Annotated in this window: 19 protein-coding genes and 1 tRNA gene; 13 read left to right on the top strand and 7 right to left on the bottom strand. The window is 61.8% G+C overall.

Annotated features, from left to right (window positions below; genetic code table 11):
• Nucleotides 1-341: 341 nt before the first annotated feature.
• Complete coding sequence (gene zapE, locus PCA20602_RS02455; RefSeq protein WP_150719800.1) at nucleotides 342-1,385, top strand: cell division protein ZapE; 1,044 nt, start codon at nucleotides 342-344, stop codon at nucleotides 1,383-1,385.
• On the opposite strand, the gene PCA20602_RS02460 is transcribed toward zapE, so the two are convergent.
• From PCA20602_RS02460 to PCA20602_RS02470, 3 genes are all read right to left on the bottom strand, one after another.
• Nucleotides 1,369-1,563, bottom strand: a complete 195-nt coding sequence (locus PCA20602_RS02460; RefSeq protein WP_150719801.1) for a helix-turn-helix transcriptional regulator — start codon at nucleotides 1,561-1,563, stop codon at nucleotides 1,369-1,371. The genes zapE and PCA20602_RS02460 overlap by 17 nt on opposite strands.
• On the bottom strand, nucleotides 1,560-1,934 hold the full coding sequence (locus PCA20602_RS02465; protein ID WP_150719802.1) for a hypothetical protein: 375 nt from the start codon (nucleotides 1,932-1,934) through the stop codon (nucleotides 1,560-1,562). Before PCA20602_RS02465 ends, PCA20602_RS02460 begins: the two co-directional genes overlap by 4 nt.
• A gap of 74 nt (nucleotides 1,935-2,008) precedes the next feature.
• Nucleotides 2,009-2,902, bottom strand: a complete 894-nt coding sequence (locus tag PCA20602_RS02470) for a LysR family transcriptional regulator (protein ID WP_150719803.1) — start codon at nucleotides 2,900-2,902, stop codon at nucleotides 2,009-2,011.
• 145 nt (nucleotides 2,903-3,047) lie between these two features.
• Between PCA20602_RS02470 and PCA20602_RS02475 the strand changes: the two genes are divergently transcribed.
• Both PCA20602_RS02475 and PCA20602_RS02480 read left to right on the top strand, forming a co-directional pair.
• Nucleotides 3,048-3,824 carry an NAD(P)H-dependent oxidoreductase gene (locus PCA20602_RS02475; RefSeq protein ID WP_150719804.1) on the top strand — a complete coding sequence of 259 codons (777 nt, stop codon included), beginning with the start codon at nucleotides 3,048-3,050 and terminating at the stop codon, nucleotides 3,822-3,824.
• 143 nt (nucleotides 3,825-3,967) lie between these two features.
• Nucleotides 3,968-4,594 (top strand): LysE family translocator, encoded by a 627-nt coding sequence (locus PCA20602_RS02480; protein ID WP_150719805.1) that lies wholly within the window; start codon nucleotides 3,968-3,970, stop codon nucleotides 4,592-4,594.
• A gap of 178 nt (nucleotides 4,595-4,772) precedes the next feature.
• Here the strand turns inward: PCA20602_RS02480 and aceE are convergent, their stop codons facing one another.
• Nucleotides 4,773-7,451: a pyruvate dehydrogenase (acetyl-transferring), homodimeric type gene (aceE, locus tag PCA20602_RS02485; protein ID WP_150719806.1), complete on the bottom strand. Its 2,679-nt coding sequence runs from the start codon at nucleotides 7,449-7,451 to the stop codon at nucleotides 4,773-4,775.
• 138 nt (nucleotides 7,452-7,589) lie between these two features.
• On the opposite strand from aceE, the gene PCA20602_RS02490 reads away from it, so the two are divergent.
• Nucleotides 7,590-8,051, top strand: coding sequence for a MarR family winged helix-turn-helix transcriptional regulator (locus PCA20602_RS02490; RefSeq protein ID WP_150719807.1), 462 nt, complete (start codon nucleotides 7,590-7,592; stop codon nucleotides 8,049-8,051).
• Between the two features lie 39 nt (nucleotides 8,052-8,090).
• Here the strand turns inward: PCA20602_RS02490 and PCA20602_RS02495 are convergent, their stop codons facing one another.
• The gene (locus PCA20602_RS02495) at nucleotides 8,091-9,308 is read right to left on the bottom strand and encodes a transketolase-like TK C-terminal-containing protein (protein WP_150719808.1); all 1,218 of its coding nucleotides are present in this window, start codon (nucleotides 9,306-9,308) and stop codon (nucleotides 8,091-8,093) included.
• Between the two features lie 135 nt (nucleotides 9,309-9,443).
• On the opposite strand from PCA20602_RS02495, the gene PCA20602_RS02500 reads away from it, so the two are divergent.
• From PCA20602_RS02500 to PCA20602_RS02515, 4 genes are all read left to right on the top strand, one after another.
• Entirely contained in the window at nucleotides 9,444-10,094 is a 651-nt protein-coding gene (locus tag PCA20602_RS02500; RefSeq protein ID WP_150719809.1) for a glutathione S-transferase family protein, read from the top strand.
• 4 nt (nucleotides 10,095-10,098) lie between these two features.
• Complete coding sequence (locus PCA20602_RS02505) at nucleotides 10,099-10,425, top strand: DMT family transporter (RefSeq protein ID WP_069344265.1); 327 nt, start codon at nucleotides 10,099-10,101, stop codon at nucleotides 10,423-10,425.
• Nucleotides 10,426-10,618: 193 nt separating this feature from the next.
• Nucleotides 10,619-11,233 (top strand): pyridoxamine 5'-phosphate oxidase family protein, encoded by a 615-nt coding sequence (locus tag PCA20602_RS02510; RefSeq protein WP_150719810.1) that lies wholly within the window; start codon nucleotides 10,619-10,621, stop codon nucleotides 11,231-11,233.
• Nucleotides 11,234-11,456: 223 nt separating this feature from the next.
• The gene (locus PCA20602_RS02515; RefSeq protein WP_150719811.1) at nucleotides 11,457-14,480 is read left to right on the top strand and encodes an autotransporter family protein; all 3,024 of its coding nucleotides are present in this window, start codon (nucleotides 11,457-11,459) and stop codon (nucleotides 14,478-14,480) included.
• 180 nt (nucleotides 14,481-14,660) lie between these two features.
• On the opposite strand, the gene PCA20602_RS02520 is transcribed toward PCA20602_RS02515, so the two are convergent.
• Nucleotides 14,661-15,755: a diguanylate cyclase gene (locus PCA20602_RS02520; RefSeq protein WP_150719812.1), complete on the bottom strand. Its 1,095-nt coding sequence runs from the start codon at nucleotides 15,753-15,755 to the stop codon at nucleotides 14,661-14,663.
• A gap of 894 nt (nucleotides 15,756-16,649) precedes the next feature.
• On the opposite strand from PCA20602_RS02520, the gene PCA20602_RS02525 reads away from it, so the two are divergent.
• Nucleotides 16,650-17,525, top strand: coding sequence for a hypothetical protein (locus tag PCA20602_RS02525; protein WP_150719813.1), 876 nt, complete (start codon nucleotides 16,650-16,652; stop codon nucleotides 17,523-17,525).
• A 134-nt stretch (nucleotides 17,526-17,659) separates the two neighbouring features.
• Nucleotides 17,660-17,733: transfer RNA gene (locus PCA20602_RS02530), tRNA-Gly, on the top strand.
• Between the two features lie 178 nt (nucleotides 17,734-17,911).
• Here PCA20602_RS02530 and PCA20602_RS02535 read toward each other — a convergent pair.
• A complete protein-coding gene (locus tag PCA20602_RS02535; protein ID WP_069344679.1) occupies nucleotides 17,912-18,379 on the bottom strand; it encodes a nuclear transport factor 2 family protein in 468 nt (155 codons plus the stop codon).
• 97 nt (nucleotides 18,380-18,476) lie between these two features.
• On the opposite strand from PCA20602_RS02535, the gene PCA20602_RS02540 reads away from it, so the two are divergent.
• The 3 genes from PCA20602_RS02540 (at nucleotide 18,477) to PCA20602_RS02550 (ending at nucleotide 21,179) form a co-directional block, all read left to right on the top strand.
• Nucleotides 18,477-19,052 carry a TetR/AcrR family transcriptional regulator gene (locus PCA20602_RS02540; protein WP_150719814.1) on the top strand — a complete coding sequence of 192 codons (576 nt, stop codon included), beginning with the start codon at nucleotides 18,477-18,479 and terminating at the stop codon, nucleotides 19,050-19,052.
• Nucleotides 19,053-19,269: 217 nt separating this feature from the next.
• Nucleotides 19,270-19,851: a TetR/AcrR family transcriptional regulator gene (locus tag PCA20602_RS02545; RefSeq protein ID WP_150719815.1), complete on the top strand. Its 582-nt coding sequence runs from the start codon at nucleotides 19,270-19,272 to the stop codon at nucleotides 19,849-19,851.
• Nucleotides 19,852-19,979: 128 nt separating this feature from the next.
• Nucleotides 19,980-21,179, top strand: a complete 1,200-nt coding sequence (locus PCA20602_RS02550; RefSeq protein WP_246181985.1) for an MFS transporter — start codon at nucleotides 19,980-19,982, stop codon at nucleotides 21,177-21,179.
• Nucleotides 21,180-21,959: the final 780 nt, after the last annotated feature.

A 21,959-nucleotide genomic window follows, 5' to 3' on the forward strand; every position in this document is an offset into this window, starting at 1 on the left:
CGATCAGTGCCCGCGTTGCTGATGCGCGTCGCCTGATGAACGGGACGGACATGCGTTTGCCTGCGATGCTTTCACCATCCCCCGGCAGCGTTTGACGAGGGGCGAGCGGCAGGCAGCATCGGCCTTCGCCGGATTCTAGCAGCATTGCCTTGCTGCGACATCACACGTCGTGGGCCGTGGATCATGAGTCAAGGGCCGGGACGCCTGCCCGGCGCCCGCGCAATGCCGAAACGCGATGGGTGCCTTCGGAATTCCATATTGGCGAGCGTGTCGCCACGCCGGTATAGTGGCGCTCGTTGGCCGCACGCCTATGCCGGCCGAAGCCATCCGGAGTGCTTTTCATGATCGATGCTGCGCGCGTGATGCAAGCGCTGGCCGAGCGCCCCATCGCCCCCGACGCGCGCCAACGCGACGCCATCGCCATACTCGCGCGCCTCGGCGCATCCGCCAACGCGACGACCGCCACCTACGACGGCGTGTATTGCTACGGATTGCCCGGGCGCGGCAAGAGTCTGGTCGTCGATGCGGCCTTCGCCGTGGCGGCATGCGAAAAGCGCCGCGTGCACTTCCACGAATTCCTGCGCGACATCCACCGGCAGCTCGTGCGCGAACCGAAGTGCGACGACCGGCTCGCTGCGGTGGCGAATCGCTGGCTCGATGGCGTCGAACTGCTCTGCTTCGACGAATTCCACGTCCACGATATCGCCGATGCGTTCCTCATCGGCCGCTTCCTCGACATCGCGCTCGCACGCCGCGTGCGGCTGGTGCTCACGTCGAACTACGCACCACAGCAGTTGCTGCCCGACCCGGAGTTTCACGAACGCTTCGAGCCGACCATCGCGGTGATTCTGCAACGCTTCGCCATCGTCCATTTCGACGGCGCGACCGATTACCGGATGGGGGGCGATAGCGCATCGATTCCGCGCTGGATCTCGCCGTTGATCGATGCGCGCGAGACCCTGTCGGCCCGCTACGCCGAGCTGGAAGGACTGCCCCCGACCGGACCGTCGGAAGTGACGGTCGCAGGGCGCGCGCTGGCAGTTCGCAGCGCAGGAGATCGTGTGTTGTGGGCAGACTTCGACGCGCTGTGCGTAGCGCACCGCTCCCATCTCGATTACCTCGGACTGGCCGAGCGATGGCAGACGCTGATCGTCGACGCGTTGCACGTCGAGCAGCTTCGTCGACCGGACACGTTGCAGCGCTTTCTCTGGCTCGTCGATATCGCCTACGACCGGCAGCGCACGCTGCTGATCGCCTCCGATGCCCCGCTCATCCCCGCACTCGATGCGCTGAGCGACTGGCGTGACCTGTCGCGCACGATCAGCCGTCTGGCCGAGATGGGCTCGCGCGATTACGAACGCCGCACGCTCATTCGTCCTCGCTGAAGATATCCTCGATGCGCAGACCGAACACGCGCGCGATGGTGAATGCCAGTGGCAGGCTCGGATCGTAGCGCTCGTTCTCGATGGCGTTGACCGTCTGACGCGAGACGCCGAGCGCTGTTCCCAGATCACTTTGCGACCAGCCGCGCGCCAGACGCAATGCCTTGATCTCGTTTTTCATCGATAACGTCGCGCGCAAAGGAAACCGGAGACGACCCACAGCGTGCACATCAGCGGCCACACGACAAACAGCGACAGCTTGGGGAAACCCACGCCTTCGAGAAAACCGTAACCGAATGTGATCAGCCCCGTGCCCGCGAACGAGACGGAAAACGATTCCAGCTGAATGCGTCGCTGCAATTCGTCCATGCGACGAAGATTACGCACGATGGCCCAGCACATCGCAAAACCCGGCAACATCGGCAGCAGCGCGATCGGCACCCGGGCGCTCAGGGGAAGATCAGGCATCGCCTGCAACACGCGTATCGATCCCGCCAGCACCACCACGTAGGCGAGCAACGCTCCGCCCATCTCTTTCACATAACGCGTCATCGTGCATCCTCATGTAAAGCATGCTTTACACGATAAGCGAAACCGATCCACGTGTAAAGTTTCTTTTACACGACTCAGATCACGCTCGCGATGCACTCCCGCAGCCAGCGATGCGCCGGGTCGCGATGCACGCGCTCGTGCCAGTACATCGAGATTTCGAAGCCGGGCAGATCGACCGGGGCCGCCGTGATCTGTAACGCCGGATCGTCGCGCACGAGGCGTTCCGGGGCCATGGCGACGAGATCGGTCTGCGCCAGCGCCGCGCGCAGGAACAGGAAGTGCGGCACGGAGAACACCACGCGACGTGACATGCCGAGCGCGGCCAGCGCGTCGTCGGTGCTGGCGTGAAAACCCCCGCCGTCCTGCGAGACGATCGTGTGATCGAGGCCGCAAAACTGTTTGAGCGTGGGACGCCGCGTCAACTTCGGATGCCCGCGCCGTCCGGCCAGCACGTAGCGCTCGGTGAATAGCGCCTTGCGATGCAGTGCCTCGGGCGCGTTTTCTGTCGTATGAAAAATGACGTCGACTGCGCCTTGCTCCGCCTGCCGCTCCAGCCGCGACGGCTCAAGATCGAGCACCGCCAGACGCGCCTTTGGCGCCTGCGCCCGCAATACCTGAAGCAGCGGCAGCACGATGGTCGATTCGGTGTAATCGGTCGCGGCGATTCGCCACGTCAGCTCGGCGCTGCCCGGATCGAATGGTGCTGCGGGGGCCACCGCGCGGGAGAGCGATTCGAGCGCCTCGCGCAGCGGTTCGCGCAACGACTCCGCGCGCGCGGTCGGTCGCATACCGCGCGGCCCCGGTAGCAGCAGCGGATCGTTCAGCAGATCCCGCAGTTTCGCCAGATGCACGCTCACCGCCGGCTGGGAGATGTGCAACCGCTCGGCAGCGCGTGTGACGTTCAGCTCCGAAAGCAGCACGTCGAGCGTGACGAGCAGATTCAGATCGATGCGGCGTAAATTAACCATCGAGATAATCCATAGTTATACCTGACATATCAGGAATTCATTTCCAATATACCTTTGCCGCACCTAAGCTGCATTCGTTCTCTTCTTTTGCCACATCTTTTCGCCTCACCGAATCGAATGCGCCGACCGGCGCCGGAGTTTGACCATGAATGTCCTGATCGTCTACGCCCATCCGCAACCGCGCTCGCTGAACGGCGCACTTCGCGATTTCACCGTGCAGCATCTGGAAGCTGCCGGTCATCACGTGCAGGTCTCGGATCTGTACGCTATGCAATGGAAGACCACCATCGACGAGCAGGACGCGCCGCAACGCGACCCGAGCGAGCCGTTCCACGCATCGCTCGATTCGAAGAAGGCGTTTCAGAGCGGCACACAAAGCGCCGACATCGCGCGCGAGCAAGACAAGCTGCGCTGGGCCGACACGGTGATTTTCCAGTTCCCGCTCTGGTGGTTCTCCATGCCCGCGATCATGAAGGGCTGGTTCGACCGCGTGTATGCGTATGGTTTCGCTTACGGCGTGGGTGAGCACTCGGACTCGCATTGGGGGGATCGCTACGGCGAAGGCAGCATGACCGGCAAGCGCGCCATGCTGATGGTGACGACGGGCGGCTGGGATTCGCATTACAGTGCGCGCGGCATCAACGGCCCGATCGAGGACGTGCTTTTCCCGATCCAGCACGGCATGCTGTTCTACCCCGGCTTCGACGTGTTGCCGCCGTTCGTCGCTTACCGCACGTCGCGCGTGGATGCCGAGGGCTTCGCCGCGCTCACGGATGCGCTCGGCGAACGTCTCGATACGCTCGCAACGACGCCGCCGATTCCCTACCGCCGTCAAAACCACGGGGACTACGACATTCCGGCGCTCACGCTCAAGCCCGAAATCGCCGAAGGTCGGACCGGGTACGCCGCTCACGTCGCCTGACGACGCGATGCCGATCGGCGCTGCGGCTAACCCCCAAGGCACAAGCGTTTGCCGGGGGTTTCGCCGGTCGGCTTGTCGCGCGAGACGGTATCTGCAAGACTGACGGCTTCGCGCTGTCGGCGCGCCAACACCGATCTCTCGTCATGCACCTCTCCACGCTCGCGATTTACGCGACGGCCGCCCTGATCGGCGGCCTGATCCCCGGCCCCACGACACTGCTCGCGCTCGCGAACGGCATCTCCGGGAACTGGCGTGTGGTACTGGTCGGGATGTGTGGCGCCGCGCTGTCGGACCTGCTCGTGGTGGCGGCCGTCGGCGCCGGGCTCGGCGCGTTGCTGATGGCGTCTGCGGCGCTGTTCGCGACGGTCAAATGGGTCGGTGTCGTTTATCTCGTGTGGCTGGCGATCCAGTTGTGGCGCAGCCATCCGCAGGATCTGAGTCAGGTCCGGATCAAGTCCGACCTGAGCGCCGGGCGTGTCTTCCTGCGCAGCTTCGGCGTCGGTCTGACCAATCCGAAGATTCTGCTGTTCTTCTCGGCGTTCCTGCCGCAGTTCGTCGATACGTCGATGCCGCTCGCGCCGCAGTACGCCGTGCTGGCGATCGTGTCAGCCGGCGTCGATATTTTCGTGATGACACTCTATGCGACCGGCGGCGTGCAAGCCGCCCGTCTGATGACGGCGCGCAGTCTCAAACAGTTGAATCGTGTCTGCGCGGTCGTGATGTTCTCGCTGGCCGGCGGGCTGGCGTTGTATCGCAAGACCGGCAACTGAAGCGTTAAGGAACGCATCAGGGAATCACAGGAAAAACTACAGGTGAGGCGCGGTGCGCCAGCCGCCCCGCGCCTCACCTTTCCCCCTCTCTACCCCCTCTCTCCTGCTTCTCCGGCCTCTCCTGCCTATCTGGCCTATCCGGCCTCTCTCCTGCTTGCTGCTCCCCCCGCTGACTTCCTCAAACCGTCGTCGGATCCAGCTTCTCCGGATCGATGCCGTACTTGCGGATCGCCTCACCCACGCGCTCGCGCGGCAGCTCGCCGGCATCGGCCAGTGCGCCCAGCGCGGCAAGCACGATGAAGTGACGGTCCACCTCGAAATACTTGCGCAGCGACTCGCGCGTATCCGAACAACCGAAGCCATCGGTGCCGAGCGTCACGAAGCGGCGATCGTGCACGAACGGACGAATCTGATCGCCGACGATCTTCATGTAATCCGTGGCAACCACGACCGGGCCCTTACGGTCCGCAAGACATTGCTGGACATACGGCACGCGCGGCGTCTGCTCCGGATGCAGCAGGTTCCAGCGCTCGGCCGCCAACCCTTCGCGACGCACTTCCGTCAGGCTCGTCGCACTCCAGATGTCGCTCTGCACGCCGAAGTCGTCGCGCAGCAATTCGCTCGCGGCAATCACTTCGCGCAGGATCGAACCACTGCCCATGAGTTGAACGCGCGGGGCATCGGCGTCCGATGCCTGCGCTTCACGTAGCAGATAGAGGCCCTTCAGGATGCCCGCCTCTGCGCCCTCGGGCATCGCCGGGTGCGAATAGTTTTCGTTGAGCAGCGTGACGTAGTAGTAGACGTCTTCGTTGTCGACGTACATGCGCTGCATGCCGTTCTGAAGAATCACGGCCAGTTCGTACTGGAACGTCGGGTCGTAGGCCACGCAGTTCGGGATGACCGACGCGAGCACGTGGCTGTGGCCGTCGTCGTGCTGCAGGCCCTCGCCCATGAGCGTCGTGCGCCCGGACGTCGCGCCCAGCATGAAGCCACGCGTGCGTGCGTCGCCCGCCGCCCAGGCGAGGTCGCCCACGCGTTGCAGTCCGAACATCGAATAGAAGATGTAGAACGGAATCGTGGCGTAGTTGTGCGTGCTGTACGACGTACCCGCCGCGATCCACGACGCCATGGCCCCCGACTCGTTGATCCCTTCCTGAAGAATCTGACCGTCGAGCGCTTCCTTGTAGAAGCTCAGTTGACCGGCGTCCTGCGGCGTGTAGCGCTGCCCCTGGAACGAGTGAATCCCGATCTGGCGGAACAGCGGCTCCATGCCGAAGGTGCGCGACTCGTCGGGCACGATAGGCACCACGCGCTTGCCGATCTCCTTGTCCTTGAGCAGCGCCGTGAGAATGCGCACGAACGCCATCGTCGTCGACATTTCACGCTCGCCCGTGTCTTTCATCTGCGCGGCGAACGTGCTCAGCGGGGGAATCGCCAGCGGTGCGCTCAGGCCGAAGCGTGCCGGCTGATGACCGCCCATCGCGGCGCGACGGGCCGCGAAGTAACGTCCTTCCGGGCTGTCCGGATCGGGGCGCAGGTACGGCATCTCTGCGAGTTGATCGTCCCGCACCGGCAGGTCGAAGCGATCGCGGAACGCGCGCACGGCGTCGGCGCTCATCTTCTTCAACTGGTGGTTGACGTTCTGCCCTTCGCCCGCTTCCCCCATGCCGAAGCCCTTCACGGTCTTGGCGAGAATCACGGTTGGACGCCCTTCAGTCTTCATCGCCTGCGCGTAGGCCGCATAGACCTTGAGCGCATCGTGGCCGCCGCGGGCGAGTTGCCAGATGTCGTCGTCGCTCAGATGCGCGACCATCGCCAGCAATTCGGGCGACGCACCGAAGAAATGCTCGCGCACGTAAGCGCCGTTCTGCGACTTGAACGTCTGATAGTCACCATCGACGCACGCCATCATGCGCTCGCGCAGCAGGCCGTGGACGTCCTTTTCCAGCAGTGCATCCCAGCCGCTGCCCCAGATCACCTTGATGACGTTCCAGCCCGCCGCACGGAAGGTGCCTTCCAGTTCCTGAATGACCTTGCCGTTGCCGCGCACCGGGCCGTCCAGCCGTTGCAGGTTGCAGTTGACGACGAAAACCAGGTTGTCCAGACGCTCGCGTCCGCCCAGCGAAATGGCGGCCAGCGACTCCGGTTGATCCATCTCGCCGTCGCCAAGGAACGCCCACACTTTGCGCCCCTGATGCTGCTTCAGGCCACGGTATTCCAGATACCGCATGAAGCGCGCCTGATACGCGGCGGTGATCGGACCGAGGCCCATCGACACGGTGGGGAATTGCCAGAAATCGGGCATCAGGCGCGGGTGCGGATACGACGAAATGCCCTCGCGACCGGCTTCGCGGCGGTAATTGTCGAGTTGCGCTTCGGTGATACGTCCCTCGACATAAGCACGCGCGTAGATACCCGGCGCGGAGTGGCCCTGCACGTAGATCATGTCGCCGTCGAACGTATCCGTACGGCCACGGAAGAAGTGATCGAAACCCACGTCGTACAGCACGGCTGCCGACTGATACGTCGCGATGTGGCCGCCAACGTTCGAGTGCTTGCCTGCGCGCAGCACCGTCACCATCGCATTCCAGCGGATGAACGCGTTCAGACGGCGCTCGATGGCCAGATCGCCCGGGTAAGCCGGCTGGCGCGACGGCGTGATCGTATTGACGTAGTCGGTCGTCACGCGGGTGTGGAAGTCGCCGTGCTGCGCAAAGTCCCATGCCGCAAGACGGTCGATCAGGAAGTGCGCGCGCGAGCGGCCCTCGACAGCGGTGACGCCTTCGAGCGCGTCGAGCCACTCACGCGTTTCCTGAATATCGGTGTCGGCGCTCGCCACCACAGGCAATTGGGTCATGACATCTCTCCTTGAGATCACGGAACGGGGCGATTGCCAAAATGCATCGAGTGAATTGCAAATGCAATCGTATTGCCGGTCATTCTAGCGATGTACAATTGCATCTGCAACTCACCCATGAAAACGACAAGGACATTCATGAGCACGACCGATCCCGATCTCTGGTTCTCCTTCGTGCGCGCACATCGCACGATGATTCGCGAGATCGAGCGCCGTCTGGCGCAGGCCGGGCTGCCCGCCTACGCTTGGTACGACGCGCTGTGGGGGCTGGAAAGCGGCCCGCAGGGCACGCGTCGCATGCACGAACTGGCCGATGTGCTGGCCATCGAGCGTTACAACCTGACGCGTCTGATCGATCGCCTCGAACAGGAGGAACTCGTCACGCGCATGCGCGATCCGGACGACGGCCGTGCGGCCTACGCGACCATCACGGACAAGGGGCGCGCGCTTCGCAAGAAGATGTGGAAGGTCTACCAGTCCACCGTCGCCGAGCTTTTCCTCAGTCAGTTTCGCGAGAAAGACATCGCTCCCGTGGCCGAGGCGCTCGACCGCGCCAGCACGGCGGCACGGGCGTTTCTGGTGGAGACGAAGCCACGCTGAAGCGGGTAGGATTGACGGCGTTCGCCGCGACGTCGGGCATCAGATCACGCCGTAACGACGCGTGGCATCTGCGATGCGCGAGCGCGGCAGCATGCCGTCGTTCACCAGCAGGCGCAGCGCGTTCAGGACAATCCAGCGCACGCCCGGCGCATCGCCCGTCTTCAGGCTCTCGCCGTTTTCATCCTTCCCGCCTTGCACATCCGTGTCGTCGCTGCCCAATGCGGCGAAACGCGCCGGAATGAACGCACCGATCTGATTCGCAATGTGGCGCGCATAGCCCGTCACGGCGAGCACCGGTGCGCGTCCGTCTCCGAGACACCGAACCAGATGCGGTACGTCGGCGGGTGCGTCTGCACGCAGCATCGACATCCGCTCGGCTTCGCCGGCCTCGCGCGCGAGACGCGTATAGCTCGGACAGCTCCACACCTCGCAGGCCACGCCCCAATCCAGTTGCAGCCATCGCGCCGCTTCGAGCACGTTCGCGAGCGCCCGGCCCGCACCGCACAGCCGGATGACGTAGGGCGGATTCGTGTCAGGGAGCGTGCGCAGACGGTACATGCCCCGGTAGGCGTCGTGAGCATCGCCCGGTCCCAGCGCCGGTGAAGGGATGGACGGCATGTCGTGCGCGCTCAGATAGCAAAAACCGAATTCGCCTCGAACGTACAACGCGTCAAGCGCCGCACATAGCAGCGCTTGCAGTTCCTGTGCCGATGCCGGGTCGTATGGCAGCCATTCGGACTGGGCCGCGAGCCATAGCGGCAGTTCGGGGCGCACACGTTGCAACCGGTCCGGCGACCAGACGGAGGCGTCGTTGAGGAAGATGCCGCGCCTTAACGGATCGGTCTGCTGCGGTGCGCGCAGGCCCGACGCTTCGACACCCGCCATCAGCACGCCACGCAATGTCGGTGAATGCAGCAAATACAGCAGCGGACGCTCGCTCGCCGTCGCCGAGCGAAACCAGGTCGCAATGGCGCTGGGCAAGCTGGACGACGACGCGGCCTTGCTGCGCGACTTTCGGCCCGGGGTCTCCTGCGCCGGTGTCGCCGAATCCACGATCCACACCTGCTCGGACGTGTCGCCCTGAGCCAGCACATCGGCGATATGGGCCAGCGCCCCCGACGGCGACGTCGCCGTCCCGCCGCCGTCCTCGCGCTCCCCGCCATCACGGAAAGCCATCAGCTTGCCGATACAAGCCAGCGCCGCCTGTCGCGTTGCGCTCTCGACCGCCGAACGGCCCCGTCCCGACATCCCCATCATGGCCTCTCCCTCATGCGCCGTCACGATTCGGTACGGCTTGTGATTCGTCTCGGAAACACATACGATTGACATACGATTGCAATTGCAATCATTGTATTTGCAATTGAAAGACAAGACAACGTTCCGAGGAAATCCATGACACCGACGCATTTGCCCCTCACCGTCTACACGGCCGACACACCGAACGGCCTCAAAGTCAGCCTGTATCTGCACGAATGCGGGTTGCCGCATCGACAGATCGATGTCGATCTCTCTGCTGGAGAACAGAAGCAACCGGCCTTCCTCGCGTTGAATCCAAACGGCAAGATTCCGGTCATCGTGGATCATGAGCGGGCGCTAACGGTCTTCGAGTCGGGCGCAATCCTGTCGTATCTCGCGACAAAGACCGGCGTGCTGCAACCGATGACGAAAGCGAAGGCGATTGCCGTGAATCAGTGGCTTCATTTCCAGATCGGCGGCATTGGCCCGATGCTCGGGCAGTTGTGGTGGTTCCTCCACGGCTCGAAGACGACCAACACCGAGGCCATCGAACGCTATCGCAAGGAGTCGCTACGGCTGATCGGCGTGGTGGACGACCGGTTGGCGACGTCGGCCTATCTCGCGACCGACGAGTACTCGATTGCCGACATCGCCGCGTTCGCGTGGCTACGGACGTATCACGAACTGAACGTGGACATCTCATCGTTCGCCAACGTGCAACGCTGGCTGGCGCAGATCGAGGCGCGTCCGGCGGTGAAGGCCGCGATTGTGGCCAATCGGGGGACACGGGAAAAGCAGGAGGCGTGAGGCCATGGCCTGGATCTATCTGTTGCTGGCCGCCGCGCTGGAAATCGGGATGGGGCTAGCCCTGAAGCTCAATCAAGGCTGGACTCGCGTGGTGCCCAGCGGCCTTGCCGTTGCCGCGGCGCTGGCCAGCATCTACCTGCTCGCGCTGGCACTGCGCGCCCTGCCCGTGGGCATGGCGTATGCGATCTGGACGGGCATCGGCACGGTCGGTCTGGTGGTCGTCGGCGTGCTGTGGTTCGGCGAATCGCTGCCGTGGACGCGCATCGGCTTTCTGGCGCTGACGATCGTCGGTATCGCGGGGCTGCGATTCTCCGAAGGCGGCGCGGCCTGATGGGCAAGAGGTCGATGTGATGTCGATGTGATGTCGATGTGATCCCGATGCGATGCCGACATCGCGCACCGGGAGGCGCCACCGGGACAGCGCGATTTACGCCCGTGACGACCGAATCTATACTGCCCGCAGCGAATCGCCGAAGCTCGCCGGACATCCCCGGCATCGGCATGAACAAAGGCAGGGGCACGACATGAATCATGAAGTCACGAGCGTGGATCAACTGGAAGCCATCTATGGCGAGCCGAGCGAGCGCGCGCTCTGGAAGGAACTGACTTATCTCAACGAGGACTATCAGGCCTTCGTCAAAGCCTGCCCCTTCGTGGTGCTGGCGTCCGTGGGTGAAGAAGGCACCGACTGTTCGCCCAAGGGCGACCCTGCCGGTTTCGTCCGAATTCTGGATGAGCGCACGGTTGTCGTGCCCGATCGTCCTGGCAACAACCGGATCGACAATCTGCGCAACATCCTTGCCGATCCACGGGTGTCGTTGTTGTTTCTGATTCCGGGCGTGGGCGAGACGCTGCGCATCAACGGCCGCGCCCGTATCTCGGTCGACCCGGAGCTGCTCGCGTCATTCCAAGTCAATGGCAAGTCGCCGAAAACTGCCATCGTCGTGTCCATCGATCGCGTGTATTACCACTGCGCGAAAGCGATCGTTCGCTCGGGTCTTTGGGAGGCGCAGACGCAAATTCCTCGTGAATGCCTGCCAAGCCCCGGCGCGATGCACCGACGCCTGAGCGGCGGACATTTCGACGCCGAAACGTATGACCGGGATTTGCAGAAGAACACGCAGGCCGGTCTGTATTGACGGCCGACATCGATTGCGCGAGCCGCATTCGAATGGCCCGATGAAGCGCCGACCGGCTTCGCGGGCCATTTTTTTGTGCCGTCCATTCGCCTCCTCATCTGTTTCGCTCATCTGTCCCATTTACCGTCAATTTGACGACCTTTCGTTTCCTTTCATGAATTCGTCATGACGCCCTCCAATACTTGGCGACTTCGAACAAGTTCCAAAGAGGACATCGGGGTTTATGAAACCTATCGCCATTCTTGCGGGCGTCATCGCGCTTTTCGCCGAACAAAACGCCTTCGCCGCTAACTTCCAGATCGTCAACGGGCAAACGCTCACGACCGCACAGACGCTGTCGAGCGGCCAGACCGGCACCATCAATCAGGGCGGCACGCTCTCGCTCGGTGGCAGCGCGGTCGGGATCACCATGACGGGCAACGCCACCCTCGTCAACAACGGCACGATCAACATGACCGGCACCGGTCGCGCGATTCGCGACAACACCGGGGGTCTGACGCTGACCATCACGAACGGTGTCGGTGCGAGCATGACCACGTTCGACGCTGACGTGATCCAGATGAACAAGGCGAACAGCAATATCGTCTTCAACAACTACGGCACGCTCACGTCGACCAACACGTCGGCCGGTGGCAGTCAGGCCATCGACTTCAACGCGATCACGACCGGCACCAACGTCCTGAACAACTTCGCGGGCGGCATCATTCAGGCAAACGAAGCCGATGCGGTTCGCCCCGGGGTGAACGGCGTGGTGAACAACGCGGGCATCATCCGCTCGACCAACAATCCGGGCAGCACGAGCAGCAGCGACGGTGTCGACGCGCAGTCCAACAGCGGTGTGACCATCGTCAACGCCGGTACCGGCGTGATTCAGGGCGCGCGTCACGGCATTACCGGTGGCGTCGATACCACGACCGACGGCACGTTCAAGCTGTCGGTGACGAACAATGCCGGCGGCACGATTCAGGGCATGAACGGGTCCGGCATCAACATCGACGGCTTCAACGCCAAGGAAGTCGTCACCATCGTCAACGCGGGCACCATCATCGGAAACGGCGTGACGGCTGACGGCGACGGGGTGGATGTCGACGGCATTGTCAACATCACGAACTCCGGCGTGATTCGCGGCGCGAGAGCGAACAACGACGTGAGCGAAGGTGTCACGGTCGGCGGCGGCACCATCGTCAACAGCGGCACGATCGTCGGCGAGAACACGCCCGGCGGCATCGGACGCGGCATTACGCTCGCCGGCGTCGACAAGGATCCGGTCTCGGGGTTGCCCATTGCGCCGCAAGGCATCTATACGAACACGACCATCGTCAACAGCGGTCTCATTCGCGGCCAGAGCGATTCGGCGATTGCGGTGACCGGCGCACGCAACGCCTTCACGGTGACCATCGTCAACCAGGCCGGCGGCACGCTGGAAGGCGGCGGCGCAACGGCCGCAGCGGTCAATACCGGTGCGAACGATGCCACAGTGATCAACTACGGCACGATTACCGCCGATCAGAGCGGCAAGGCCGTGGATCTGGGCAGCGGCAACAGCAGCCTCCAGATTCTGGGCGGCTTGGCGGTAGTGAACGGCGACATCTCGGGCGGCACGGGCACCAGCACGCTGACGATCACGCCGGGGGCGGGCAACGCGTTCAGCTACAACGGCGCCATCTCGAACTTCTCGTCCGTCTCGCTGGGCGCCGGCACGACCACGCTTAATGGTGCGAGCACGTACGCAGGGCCGACGTCGCTCGCGAGCGGCGCCACGGTGATCGTCGGCGATGCGTCGCATCGGAGCGCCACGCTCGGCAGCGGCATGACGACCGTGGCCAGCGGCGCGACGCTGGCAGGCTACGGCGGCACGCTGGGCAGCGTGACGAACGCGGGCATCATCGCGGTCGGCAGTGCGTCGCCGGGCGCGGTGGCGGGCAACCTCGGGACGTTCACGATTGCGGGCAATTACGTCGGCAACAACGGCACGGCGCTCATGGGCGCGACGATCAGCCCTGACGGCTCGGTCGCGTCGGACAAACTGGTCATCAACGGCAACGCGAGCGGCACGACCTTCCTGAAGCTCAAGGTGTCCGGTGCGGGCGTACCGACCTCGGGCAACGGGCTTGAACTGGTGCAAGTCAACGGCACGGCGTCAGACGGCGCGTTCAAGCTCGATTCGCCGGTGCAGGCGGGCGCGTATCAGTATCTGCTTCGCAAGGTCGGCCCGGTCGGTGGCGATCCGAGCTGGTTCCTGTCGACGTCGTACGCGTCGGGTGAGACGGCGTACCGTGCTGCGACGGTCGCGTACGCCATGACGCCGCAGTTGAACGCCGACTTCGGCTTCACGATGCTGGGCCGGATGCAGGAGCGTCTGGGCAGCGTGCGCACGAATGGCGGTGTGGGCGACGATGCGTCGAATAGTGTGTGGGGACGCGTGTACGGCAAGACGATGGACAGCACGATGTCGGGTCGATTCGGGGCGGATGAGCGCCTGTTCGCGGCGCAGTTCGGGCGTGACTGGCGTCTGAATACCGATGCCTCGGGCATGGGCGGCAGTGTACTGGCGGGGCTGACGGCGACGTTCGGTTCGGCGTCGGCGTCGTTCTCCGACAGTGCGCGTACGCAGGACCCGACGCTCTCATCGGCGACCGGTTCGGTGTCGATGCAGGCGCAGTCGGTCGGGGCATACTGGACGCGCATCTTGCCGCAGGGCGCATTCATCGACGTGACGACGCAGTTCTCGCACTATCGCAACAAGTACAGCGACGTGTCGGGTGTGGGTGCGACGCAAAACGGTTTCGGTGCCGCGTTGTCGGGCGAGATCGGGCACAAGTTCTCGATCCTGGGTTCGGGCTTCACCATCGAGCCGCAGATGCAGTTGGCCTATCAGTATCTGCATCTGAACGGGTTCAGCGACAGCGTTTCGTCGGTGTCGGGCAATACGACGAATGCTTTGCGAGGACGCGTGGGTTTCAAGCTCAACACGCCGGATCTGGGCAATTCGGTCGGTGTCGGGTCGGCTGCGCCGTACCTGACGGTCGATGTCGTACACGACTTCCTGTCGCCGGGCGCGACGAACGTCGGCGGTGCGACGTTCGACAGCAGTCTGGCAAAGACCTGGTATGAAATCGGCGCCGGCGTCGAAGCCACCCTCGGACGCGCCTCATCGCTCTACGCCGGCGCGAAGTACGCCCGCAACATGGGCGGCGATTACCGCCGCAATATTTACGGACAGGTGGGGTATCGGTATCGGTGGTGATGGGGGCGGGTTGCCTCTGCGAGCGGCATCGAGGTGATGTTTGCTTGCATTGGGTGCAGTAGAGAAAGGCTCCTTCGGGAGCCTTTCTTTTTAGACAAGACTAAAGGTTGTCATTGGCACATGGGCAAGCTGCGACGTCGCCGGATCCGTCAAAACCTGACCGACCGTGAATCAGCTCTCTCAGCACTCAGTTGACGACATTAACTCATGACTTGATGCTACTTGTGACAGACTTGGTGCCCAAGTAATTACTGAATTCTTGCCTGAACGCTTCGCCACATATAAGGCCGCATCCGCAGCGGCCAGCCAGTCCGATGGGGTTTTGAATTCCGTCCGGAGTTCTGCAACGCCGATGCTCACAGTCACAGGCGACGCATCCCAATCCCAACAAGCCTCACGCAGAAACTCCCCCCGAATTTCCTCAAGCATTTGACAGGCACTCGAAAGCCGTTGCTCATCAAGTAGTACGCAAAACTCATCTCCACCATATCTCCCGGCACTAACATAGGTGGATTGATGTTTCCCCAATATGACGCCAAGCAGCCTGAGCAGTGAGTCTCCCCTGAGATGTCCATAGGTATCGTTTACGCGTTTGAATTCATCAATATCAATGATGGCAACACACGCACTGCCCAAGCTCGCTCGCCGGTTACGCTCAAAGCTCTCCGTGAACAGTTTCATCCAAAGATGTCGGTTCTTCAGGCGTGTCAACTCGTCTTGGCCACTCATCTCGCGGATAGCCCGCTTGCTTTGAGAGAGCTGTTGCGCAAGTTTATGACTTGAAAGCCCTACCGCCGCGGGGTAAAACATGAGCATAGGAAAACACGCTGCTACTTGCCGCACCTCGGTACCCAATGCAATTTTGAATCCGGTCAAGCACCCAACCAACACTGAGCCAAGTAACATCGCCGCACCGCATCTAAACATCAGGCGGTATCCACCAACTGCCGCGTTATGCATGAGGAGCATCGAAATAAGCACCGCGGACGGAGCGTCTGCGAAATGCATTGCCGCTACCCATGCTCCACCGAACAGCGAGTCGCAAAGCAAGTTGCGGTGCTCCACCTCTATAGGGTCTATTGCCCTTACGGCAAGCATGTGCGCCACAGTCGGCCAAACAAAAGCGTTTACTGCCAAAAGTACGATTACGATCGGAGCCCCTCGCAACGGGAAAACGGTTACGAACACAAGGAGCGCACTGAGAGCGCACCCGATTGAGCGGAGGGCCAACACCCTCCGTGAGAACCCTAGTCCCTTCTCAAACCTTGACTCCATTCCTTTCCTCGTCCCGCCGTCGTGAGTGCTTCAGGCGACCTGAAACCCGATCTTGTATTTTGTATTCACTTCAACTACAAGAGTTTTCCGATCTGCGCCCTGAAATCCCCAACCCAGTCCCGACCCCTCAGTTCCAAGACTGCGCCATCATCTGGCGCCCCCACCTGTCTCACGAAAATAATCCGGTGCTTCCATGACGTCCCTATCGGAATCACTCCCACGACGGAGTAAGCAACGAAATCCACCCCCAACGCCGAATATACGCGCCGGAATTCTTGCTTTTCCTCTTCTGGAAAGTCACGAAATTCAACTGTAGGCATCGAGACCTCCCTAAGACTCTCGGTGATCGTATCACTGGCGAGTCTCAGAAACCGCCATCCAACCGCAAGTTGCGATTCCGCTACAGCTTCGGTTCGATCTTTCGTTTCGACCATCTCGCCTGTGCTGCGATGCGAGCCAACGCCGAACGCTCCTCAGAAGTCAATGCTGATACTCGAGCTCGACCGCCAATACGGGAAATCTCCTTGCGTTGTTGGGGTGAGAGGATTTTGGCGCGCGCTTTTCCACCCATACTGGCTCTGATCTTCATACATACCCCGTCAACAATACGTTGCTTACAGAACCCATGAACGTGAGATAACAGAACGCATAATAGTTATATTTTTTCTTCTCGTTATCCCGCAGGGCAGGACCGCTCACGCTGACCACCAGTTTTGGTCACCGCGACCACAGGCGCAGGTACGTCCTTAGATAGATTAGCTGCAAGCGTAGATCGGTAGATCCGCGTATTCAGTGGTGTTTTCTTCGGATCGACGTCTCCGGGGTATGATACTGGGGCATGTTGTCGCCCAGATTTCGTGTTTTCGCTTCGCAACCCTGAAACGAGAATCATCGATGAGCACATCTCCCGATCCGACCTCGCAGCCATCGTCTATCGTAGACGTGGACAGCTTGCGATCTCAGCTTGAAAAGCTTAACCCCAGCGCACAACGACGAATCCTTGAGAAGTTTGCCCTTGCCGCGCTTGGAGCGATTCCGTGGGTCGGTGGATTTCTTAGCGCCCTCGCTAACTACAAGACAGAAGAAGGCACGCTCAAGACCGACTCACTGCAAACGCAGTGGATTGAAGAGCACGAACGACGCATGGGAGATCTGAGCCGAACCATGATTCAGATCGGGCAGCGGTTCGAGGCGCTAGGAGAAGAAATCAACGAGCGCCTATCAAGCGATCAGTATCTCGACATTGTGAGGAAGGCGTTTCGGACGTGGGACGAAGCTGACACAGAAGAAAAGCGACGCTACGTCGCGAACCTCGTGACGAACGCCGCAGGCACGGGCCTGTGTTCAGACGACGTGATTCGTCTCTTCATAGACTGGCTTCACACCTATCACGAAGCACACTTCGCTGTAATTCGCGAGATCTACACGAACCCCGGCTCCACTCGATATGACATCTGGGTAGCCATACGTGGGCAGCTTGTCCGCGAGGACTCGGCGGATGCGGATCTGTACAAGCTGCTTATTCGGGATCTAAGCACTGGTGGCGTAATTCGCCAAGCACGGGATACCACGGATGACGGGCAATATTTGAAGAAACGCCCGACCCCAACCCCTCGTGGGCAGACATCCTCCACGATGGAATCGGCGTTCGAGCAAACAAAGCCGTATGTTCTGACCGAATTGGGCAAACAGTTCGTGCACTACACCATGAACGAGGTGGTCACCCGCGTTGGGGGAAACGGCGACCAAGAAAGTCCGAAACCGTCCTGAAACCGGACCAAAGGGAATCCCCAAATGCGCCTGCGATGGGAATCGATCCCAAGACTCTCACCCCAGAATCGTACACACCGCCAAAACGCGCAGATTGCCAAACGCCACAATCCCCGCGTAAAATGGCACCCTTCGCGGGCGTCGTATAATGGTAATACCCTAGCTTCCCAAGCTAGAGCCGTGGGTTCGATTCCCATCGCCCGCTCCAGAACGCTTCACGCCCCTCGGCGCTCTCAATACGTTCTGATCTGCAAGTCTTCATCCTTCCCGGCAAGTTTCCGCTAGCGCCCTGACGCACAACGTCACAGCGATCTGTTGCTTCGCCCAGTCGCAATCACTCCAGCGCCGCGCGATGGGGCGCCGGAGCAAGTACATCTCTCACAATTTCAGAGGCCCAGTTCCGTCAGCCCCGGATGATCGTCGGGACGTCGTCCGAGCGGCCAGTGGTACTTGCGCTCGCTTTCCTTGATCGGCATGTCGTTGATGCTCGCATAGCGACGCTGCATCAGCCCGTTCTCCGCAAACTCCCAATTCTCGTTGCCGTACGACCGGAACCAGTTGCCCGCGTCGTCGTGCCATTCGTAGGCGTAACGCACCGCAATCCGGTTGCCGTCGAATGCCCAAAGCTCCTTGATGAGGCGATAGTCCAGCTCCTTGCGCCACTTGCGCTCCAGAAAGGCCTGCGCCTCGGCACGGTTGCTCGCAAACTCCGCCCGATTACGCCATTTCGTATCCAGCGTGTATGCCAGCGCGACCTTGGCCGCATCGCGCGTGTTCCAGCCATCTTCGGCCAAACGGATTTTCTCGATCGCGGTTTCTCGCGTGAACGGCGGCAGAGGGGGACGTGTTTCCATGACGACTCCTGACAGTGAGATAAGGTGAAACAAGTAGACAGACCTGTCTACATGACGGAGTGTAGACGCAGTAGAACGATCTGTCTACAATTCCCCTATGAATCCTACTCATGACTCCCCTGCCCAATCATCGCCGCGCGATCGCATCCTCGTCGCGGCGCACGATCTGTTCTATCGTGACGGCGTCCGGGCGACGGGAATCGACAAGATCATCGAGCAGTCGAAGGTCGCCAAGGTCACGTTCTATCGCCAGTACCCGAGCAAGGACGATCTCATCCGCGCCTATCTGGATTATCGGCATGTGCGCTGGATCCACTGGTTTCGCACGACGCTGGACGCGCAGGTGGCCACCGGCCAATCACCGGCCGACGCGCTCGTCGCCACGCTCGCGCAATGGTTCTCGCGGGACGATTTCAGAGGCTGCGCCTTCCTGAACTCGTCGGCCGAACTCGGGACCGCCGATCCCCAGATTCTGGAAATCGTGCGAGAGCATAAGGACGACATGACGTCCGCCATCGAAACGCTCGTCGCTCCGGGCAACACTCGCACAGCGAAAGCACGCGCCCTCGCCCTGGCCGTCGACGGCGCCATCGTGCACGCGCAGATGGGACATCCGCTGCCCCTCGTGCTTGATAGCCTTAGAACGCTCATCTCTCCCATGTTCGCGAAGTAACACCAAGTCCCCGCGAACGGATGCAGCACCCGCCGAAGCCGTCCCTGTGACGGCTTCGCGGCATTTTGCGAGGCACTCCGATCCCGGCACTCGCCAAACCCACATCCCACGTCCGGTTATTTGAACGATGAGTCAAAAATAGCCTATAGTCACGCCATCCACCGTTGCGTCTTGCGCACCGGCCGTTTCCCATCCTCACGATTCGACGAGGCCCATCATGAGCGGTAGACCCAGAGAATTCGACGACGCGGCCGTCATCGACGCCGCCATGGACGTCTTCTGGACGAACGGCTATGAAGGCACCTCCGCGCAGGCACTCGTCGAATGCACAGGGCTGGGCCGTGGCAGTCTGTATAACGCCTTCGGCAGCAAGCTCCACCTCTATCACGAAGCGCTCGAACGCTATCAGACGCTCGGCCTTCAGAAGCAAGCCGACATTCTCAACACCCCCGGTCCCGTCAAGGATCGGCTGCGCGCCATGATGCAATGGGGCATCGACGAAGACCTCGATCCCGACAAGCAACGCGGCTGCATGGCCCTTTTCGCCGCATTCGAACGCGGCGCCAAGGACGAGAAGGTTCGTAGAATCAGTCAGGCTTACTTCACCCGCATCGAACAAGTGCTCGTGCACCTGATCGCGATCGGCCAGCACAACGGCGAACTCTCCACCCAGCGCTCGCCCGTTGTCGTCGCCCGTACGTTCATGTCGAGCTACTACGGTCTGCGCGCCCTCGGACGCACCGTCCACGACCGCGCCTTCCTCGAAGGCGTCATGCAGGGCACGCTCGATCAACTGTGACGTTTGGCACCGCCTGTCGCTTCATCGCTGACTTTCTCGCGCAACACACCATCCAAAACACCTGACACCCTAAATCCCCCCTCGCGGATTCCATTCACATCCGCGATTATGGAATGATCGTTAAAGTTATGACGCAAAAATCGACAATGCCGCCTGTCGTCTACCTGTTAGGACTCACCGTCTTCGCGATGACGACCGCAGAATTCATGGTCGCCGGCATGATGCCCGCGCTCGCCCACGCAATGAACGTCGGTATCGGCGACATCGGCAATCTGATCTCGCTCTACGCCCTCGGCATGACCATCGGCGGCCCGGTCCTCACGGCCCTACTGCTCGCGCTGCGTACCCCGCACAAGCGGGCGCTCATCTGGTTGCTGAGCATCAATGTGGCCGGCGGCGTGCTGGCTGCCGTCTCGACCCGCTATGAAGTGATGGCCCTCGCCCGGATCATCATGGGGGTAGCCAGCTCGGCGACGTTCGGGGTTGCGCTGACGCTTTGCGCCGATCTCGTGGCGCCGTCGGTTCGCGGGCGCGCGGCGTCCTTCGTGCTGGGCGGGCTGATGTTCTCGCCGGTGGTCGGTGTGCCGCTCACGGCCTTCATCGAGCAGCACTACGGCTGGCGCGCCAGCTTCTGGCTCGTCGCCGTGCTCGCTGCGCTTTGCACGGTGGCGGTTGCGCTCTGGGCACCCAGGAGTGAAAAGCAGGAAGAGGAAGTCGTCAGCCTGGCGGCGGAATTTCGCTCGCTGCTGAATCGTCCGCTGTGGGCCGCGTTTGCGACCAGTGGCCTGATCATCGGCGCGACGTTCGCCGCGTTCAGCTACTTCTCGCCGATCTTTCTGAATGTCGCCGGCGTGTCGGCCACGTCCATTCCGAATCTGCTCGCGATGTACGGCATCGCCAACATCATCGGCAACGCCGTCGTCGGGCGCTTCGCCGACCGTCATACGCTCACCGTGCTGATTGCGGGTTTGTCAGTGCTCGCACTCGCGCTGATCAGCTTCGCGCTTTGGGCCGAGTTGACGCCGGTCGGTATCGCCGCGTTCGCTGCCATCGGGCTGACGGGCGTGTCGCTCAATCCGGCGATGGTCGCGCGTGTGATGCGGGCCGCAGCCCCCGGGCCGCTCGTCAATACGATGCATACGTCAGTGATTACGGCCGGTCTCGCCTTCGGGACGTGGGCGGGTGGTGCTGCCATCGACGCCGGGTACAGCATGCGTGCACCACTCTGGATCGGTGCCGCGATGGCGGCCCTGGGGCTCGCCAGTTTGTTACCTTACCTCCGCTCGGGTCTCGCTCAGGCCCCCGAAACGGTGTGCTCCGCTTCCTGATGCTGTCTTAGATGAGGGGGCAGCCAGGTCCGGGAAGCACTCGCTTACCGCATCGGAATGGCTGCCTCACCCGATAGATCCCCAACGCATCTCGCACCTTCAGACGTTCAGCGCGCACCGATCAGAACAGTGCCAGCACGTCGTTGAAAAACTTCGCTACCGGTGCAGCACGGCTTGCCCACGTGCCTACGGTCACCAGTGCGTCGCAGATCGGTCCAATTGCAGCCATGTCACACCTCCAGTCGATTCAGTTCGGTTTGCGTTTCGTCGCGCGTTAATCAGAACAGCGCCAGCACATCGTTGAAGAACTTCGCTACCGGAGCAGCACGGCTTGCCCACGTGCCTACGGTTACCAGTGCGTCGCAGATCGGTCCAATTGCAGCCATGTCACACCCCCAGTCGATTCGGTTCGGTTTGTAATTCGTATCGGGTTATTTCAGAACAGCGCCATCACGTCGTTGATGAACTTTGCTACCGGGGCTGCCCGGCTAGCCCACGTTCCGACAACCACCAGTCCGTCGCAGATCGGTCCAATCAGAGCCATTTCACACCTCCAGTTTCGCTTCGTCGTTGTTGGGTCTTTGTTTCGTCGTTTCGCGTTTGCCGCGAGTTGTGTCAAAGATAAACCTCGGGTCCGGACCTGAAAACTGAGATAAATCACAGTCGATGCGCCGGACGGCGGAAGTCCGCCACGGCGTCTTCCAAAAGATGTCCAAATGGCCCGCTTCACGCCCGTCAAGCCCCGGCATACCGGGCAGTCGGCGGTCGGAAGGCGCGCGC

The organism is Pandoraea capi, from assembly GCF_902459735.1.
Taxonomy (GTDB): Bacteria; Pseudomonadota; Gammaproteobacteria; order Burkholderiales; family Burkholderiaceae; genus Pandoraea; species Pandoraea capi.

Bases quoted from the DNA above. Each gene is read 5' to 3' on its own strand.
- zapE (WP_150719800.1), top strand. From the start codon at position 342: ATGATCGATGCTGCGCGCGTGATGCAAGCGCTGGCCGAGCGCCCCATC.
- PCA20602_RS02460 (WP_150719801.1), bottom strand. From the start codon at position 1,563: ATGAAAAACGAGATCAAGGCATTGCGTCTGGCGCGCGGCTGGTCGCAA.
- PCA20602_RS02465 (WP_150719802.1), bottom strand. From the start codon at position 1,934: ATGACGCGTTATGTGAAAGAGATGGGCGGAGCGTTGCTCGCCTACGTG.
- PCA20602_RS02470 (WP_150719803.1), bottom strand. From the start codon at position 2,902: ATGGTTAATTTACGCCGCATCGATCTGAATCTGCTCGTCACGCTCGAC.
- PCA20602_RS02475 (WP_150719804.1), top strand. From the start codon at position 3,048: ATGAATGTCCTGATCGTCTACGCCCATCCGCAACCGCGCTCGCTGAAC.
- PCA20602_RS02480 (WP_150719805.1), top strand. From the start codon at position 3,968: ATGCACCTCTCCACGCTCGCGATTTACGCGACGGCCGCCCTGATCGGC.
- aceE (WP_150719806.1), bottom strand. From the start codon at position 7,451: ATGACCCAATTGCCTGTGGTGGCGAGCGCCGACACCGATATTCAGGAA.
- PCA20602_RS02490 (WP_150719807.1), top strand. From the start codon at position 7,590: ATGAGCACGACCGATCCCGATCTCTGGTTCTCCTTCGTGCGCGCACAT.
- PCA20602_RS02495 (WP_150719808.1), bottom strand. From the start codon at position 9,308: ATGATGGGGATGTCGGGACGGGGCCGTTCGGCGGTCGAGAGCGCAACG.
- PCA20602_RS02500 (WP_150719809.1), top strand. From the start codon at position 9,444: ATGACACCGACGCATTTGCCCCTCACCGTCTACACGGCCGACACACCG.
- PCA20602_RS02505 (WP_069344265.1), top strand. From the start codon at position 10,099: ATGGCCTGGATCTATCTGTTGCTGGCCGCCGCGCTGGAAATCGGGATG.
- PCA20602_RS02510 (WP_150719810.1), top strand. From the start codon at position 10,619: ATGAATCATGAAGTCACGAGCGTGGATCAACTGGAAGCCATCTATGGC.
- PCA20602_RS02515 (WP_150719811.1), top strand. From the start codon at position 11,457: ATGAAACCTATCGCCATTCTTGCGGGCGTCATCGCGCTTTTCGCCGAA.
- PCA20602_RS02520 (WP_150719812.1), bottom strand. From the start codon at position 15,755: ATGGAGTCAAGGTTTGAGAAGGGACTAGGGTTCTCACGGAGGGTGTTG.
- PCA20602_RS02525 (WP_150719813.1), top strand. From the start codon at position 16,650: ATGAGCACATCTCCCGATCCGACCTCGCAGCCATCGTCTATCGTAGAC.
- PCA20602_RS02535 (WP_069344679.1), bottom strand. From the start codon at position 18,379: ATGGAAACACGTCCCCCTCTGCCGCCGTTCACGCGAGAAACCGCGATC.
- PCA20602_RS02540 (WP_150719814.1), top strand. From the start codon at position 18,477: ATGAATCCTACTCATGACTCCCCTGCCCAATCATCGCCGCGCGATCGC.
- PCA20602_RS02545 (WP_150719815.1), top strand. From the start codon at position 19,270: ATGAGCGGTAGACCCAGAGAATTCGACGACGCGGCCGTCATCGACGCC.
- PCA20602_RS02550 (WP_246181985.1), top strand. From the start codon at position 19,980: ATGACGCAAAAATCGACAATGCCGCCTGTCGTCTACCTGTTAGGACTC.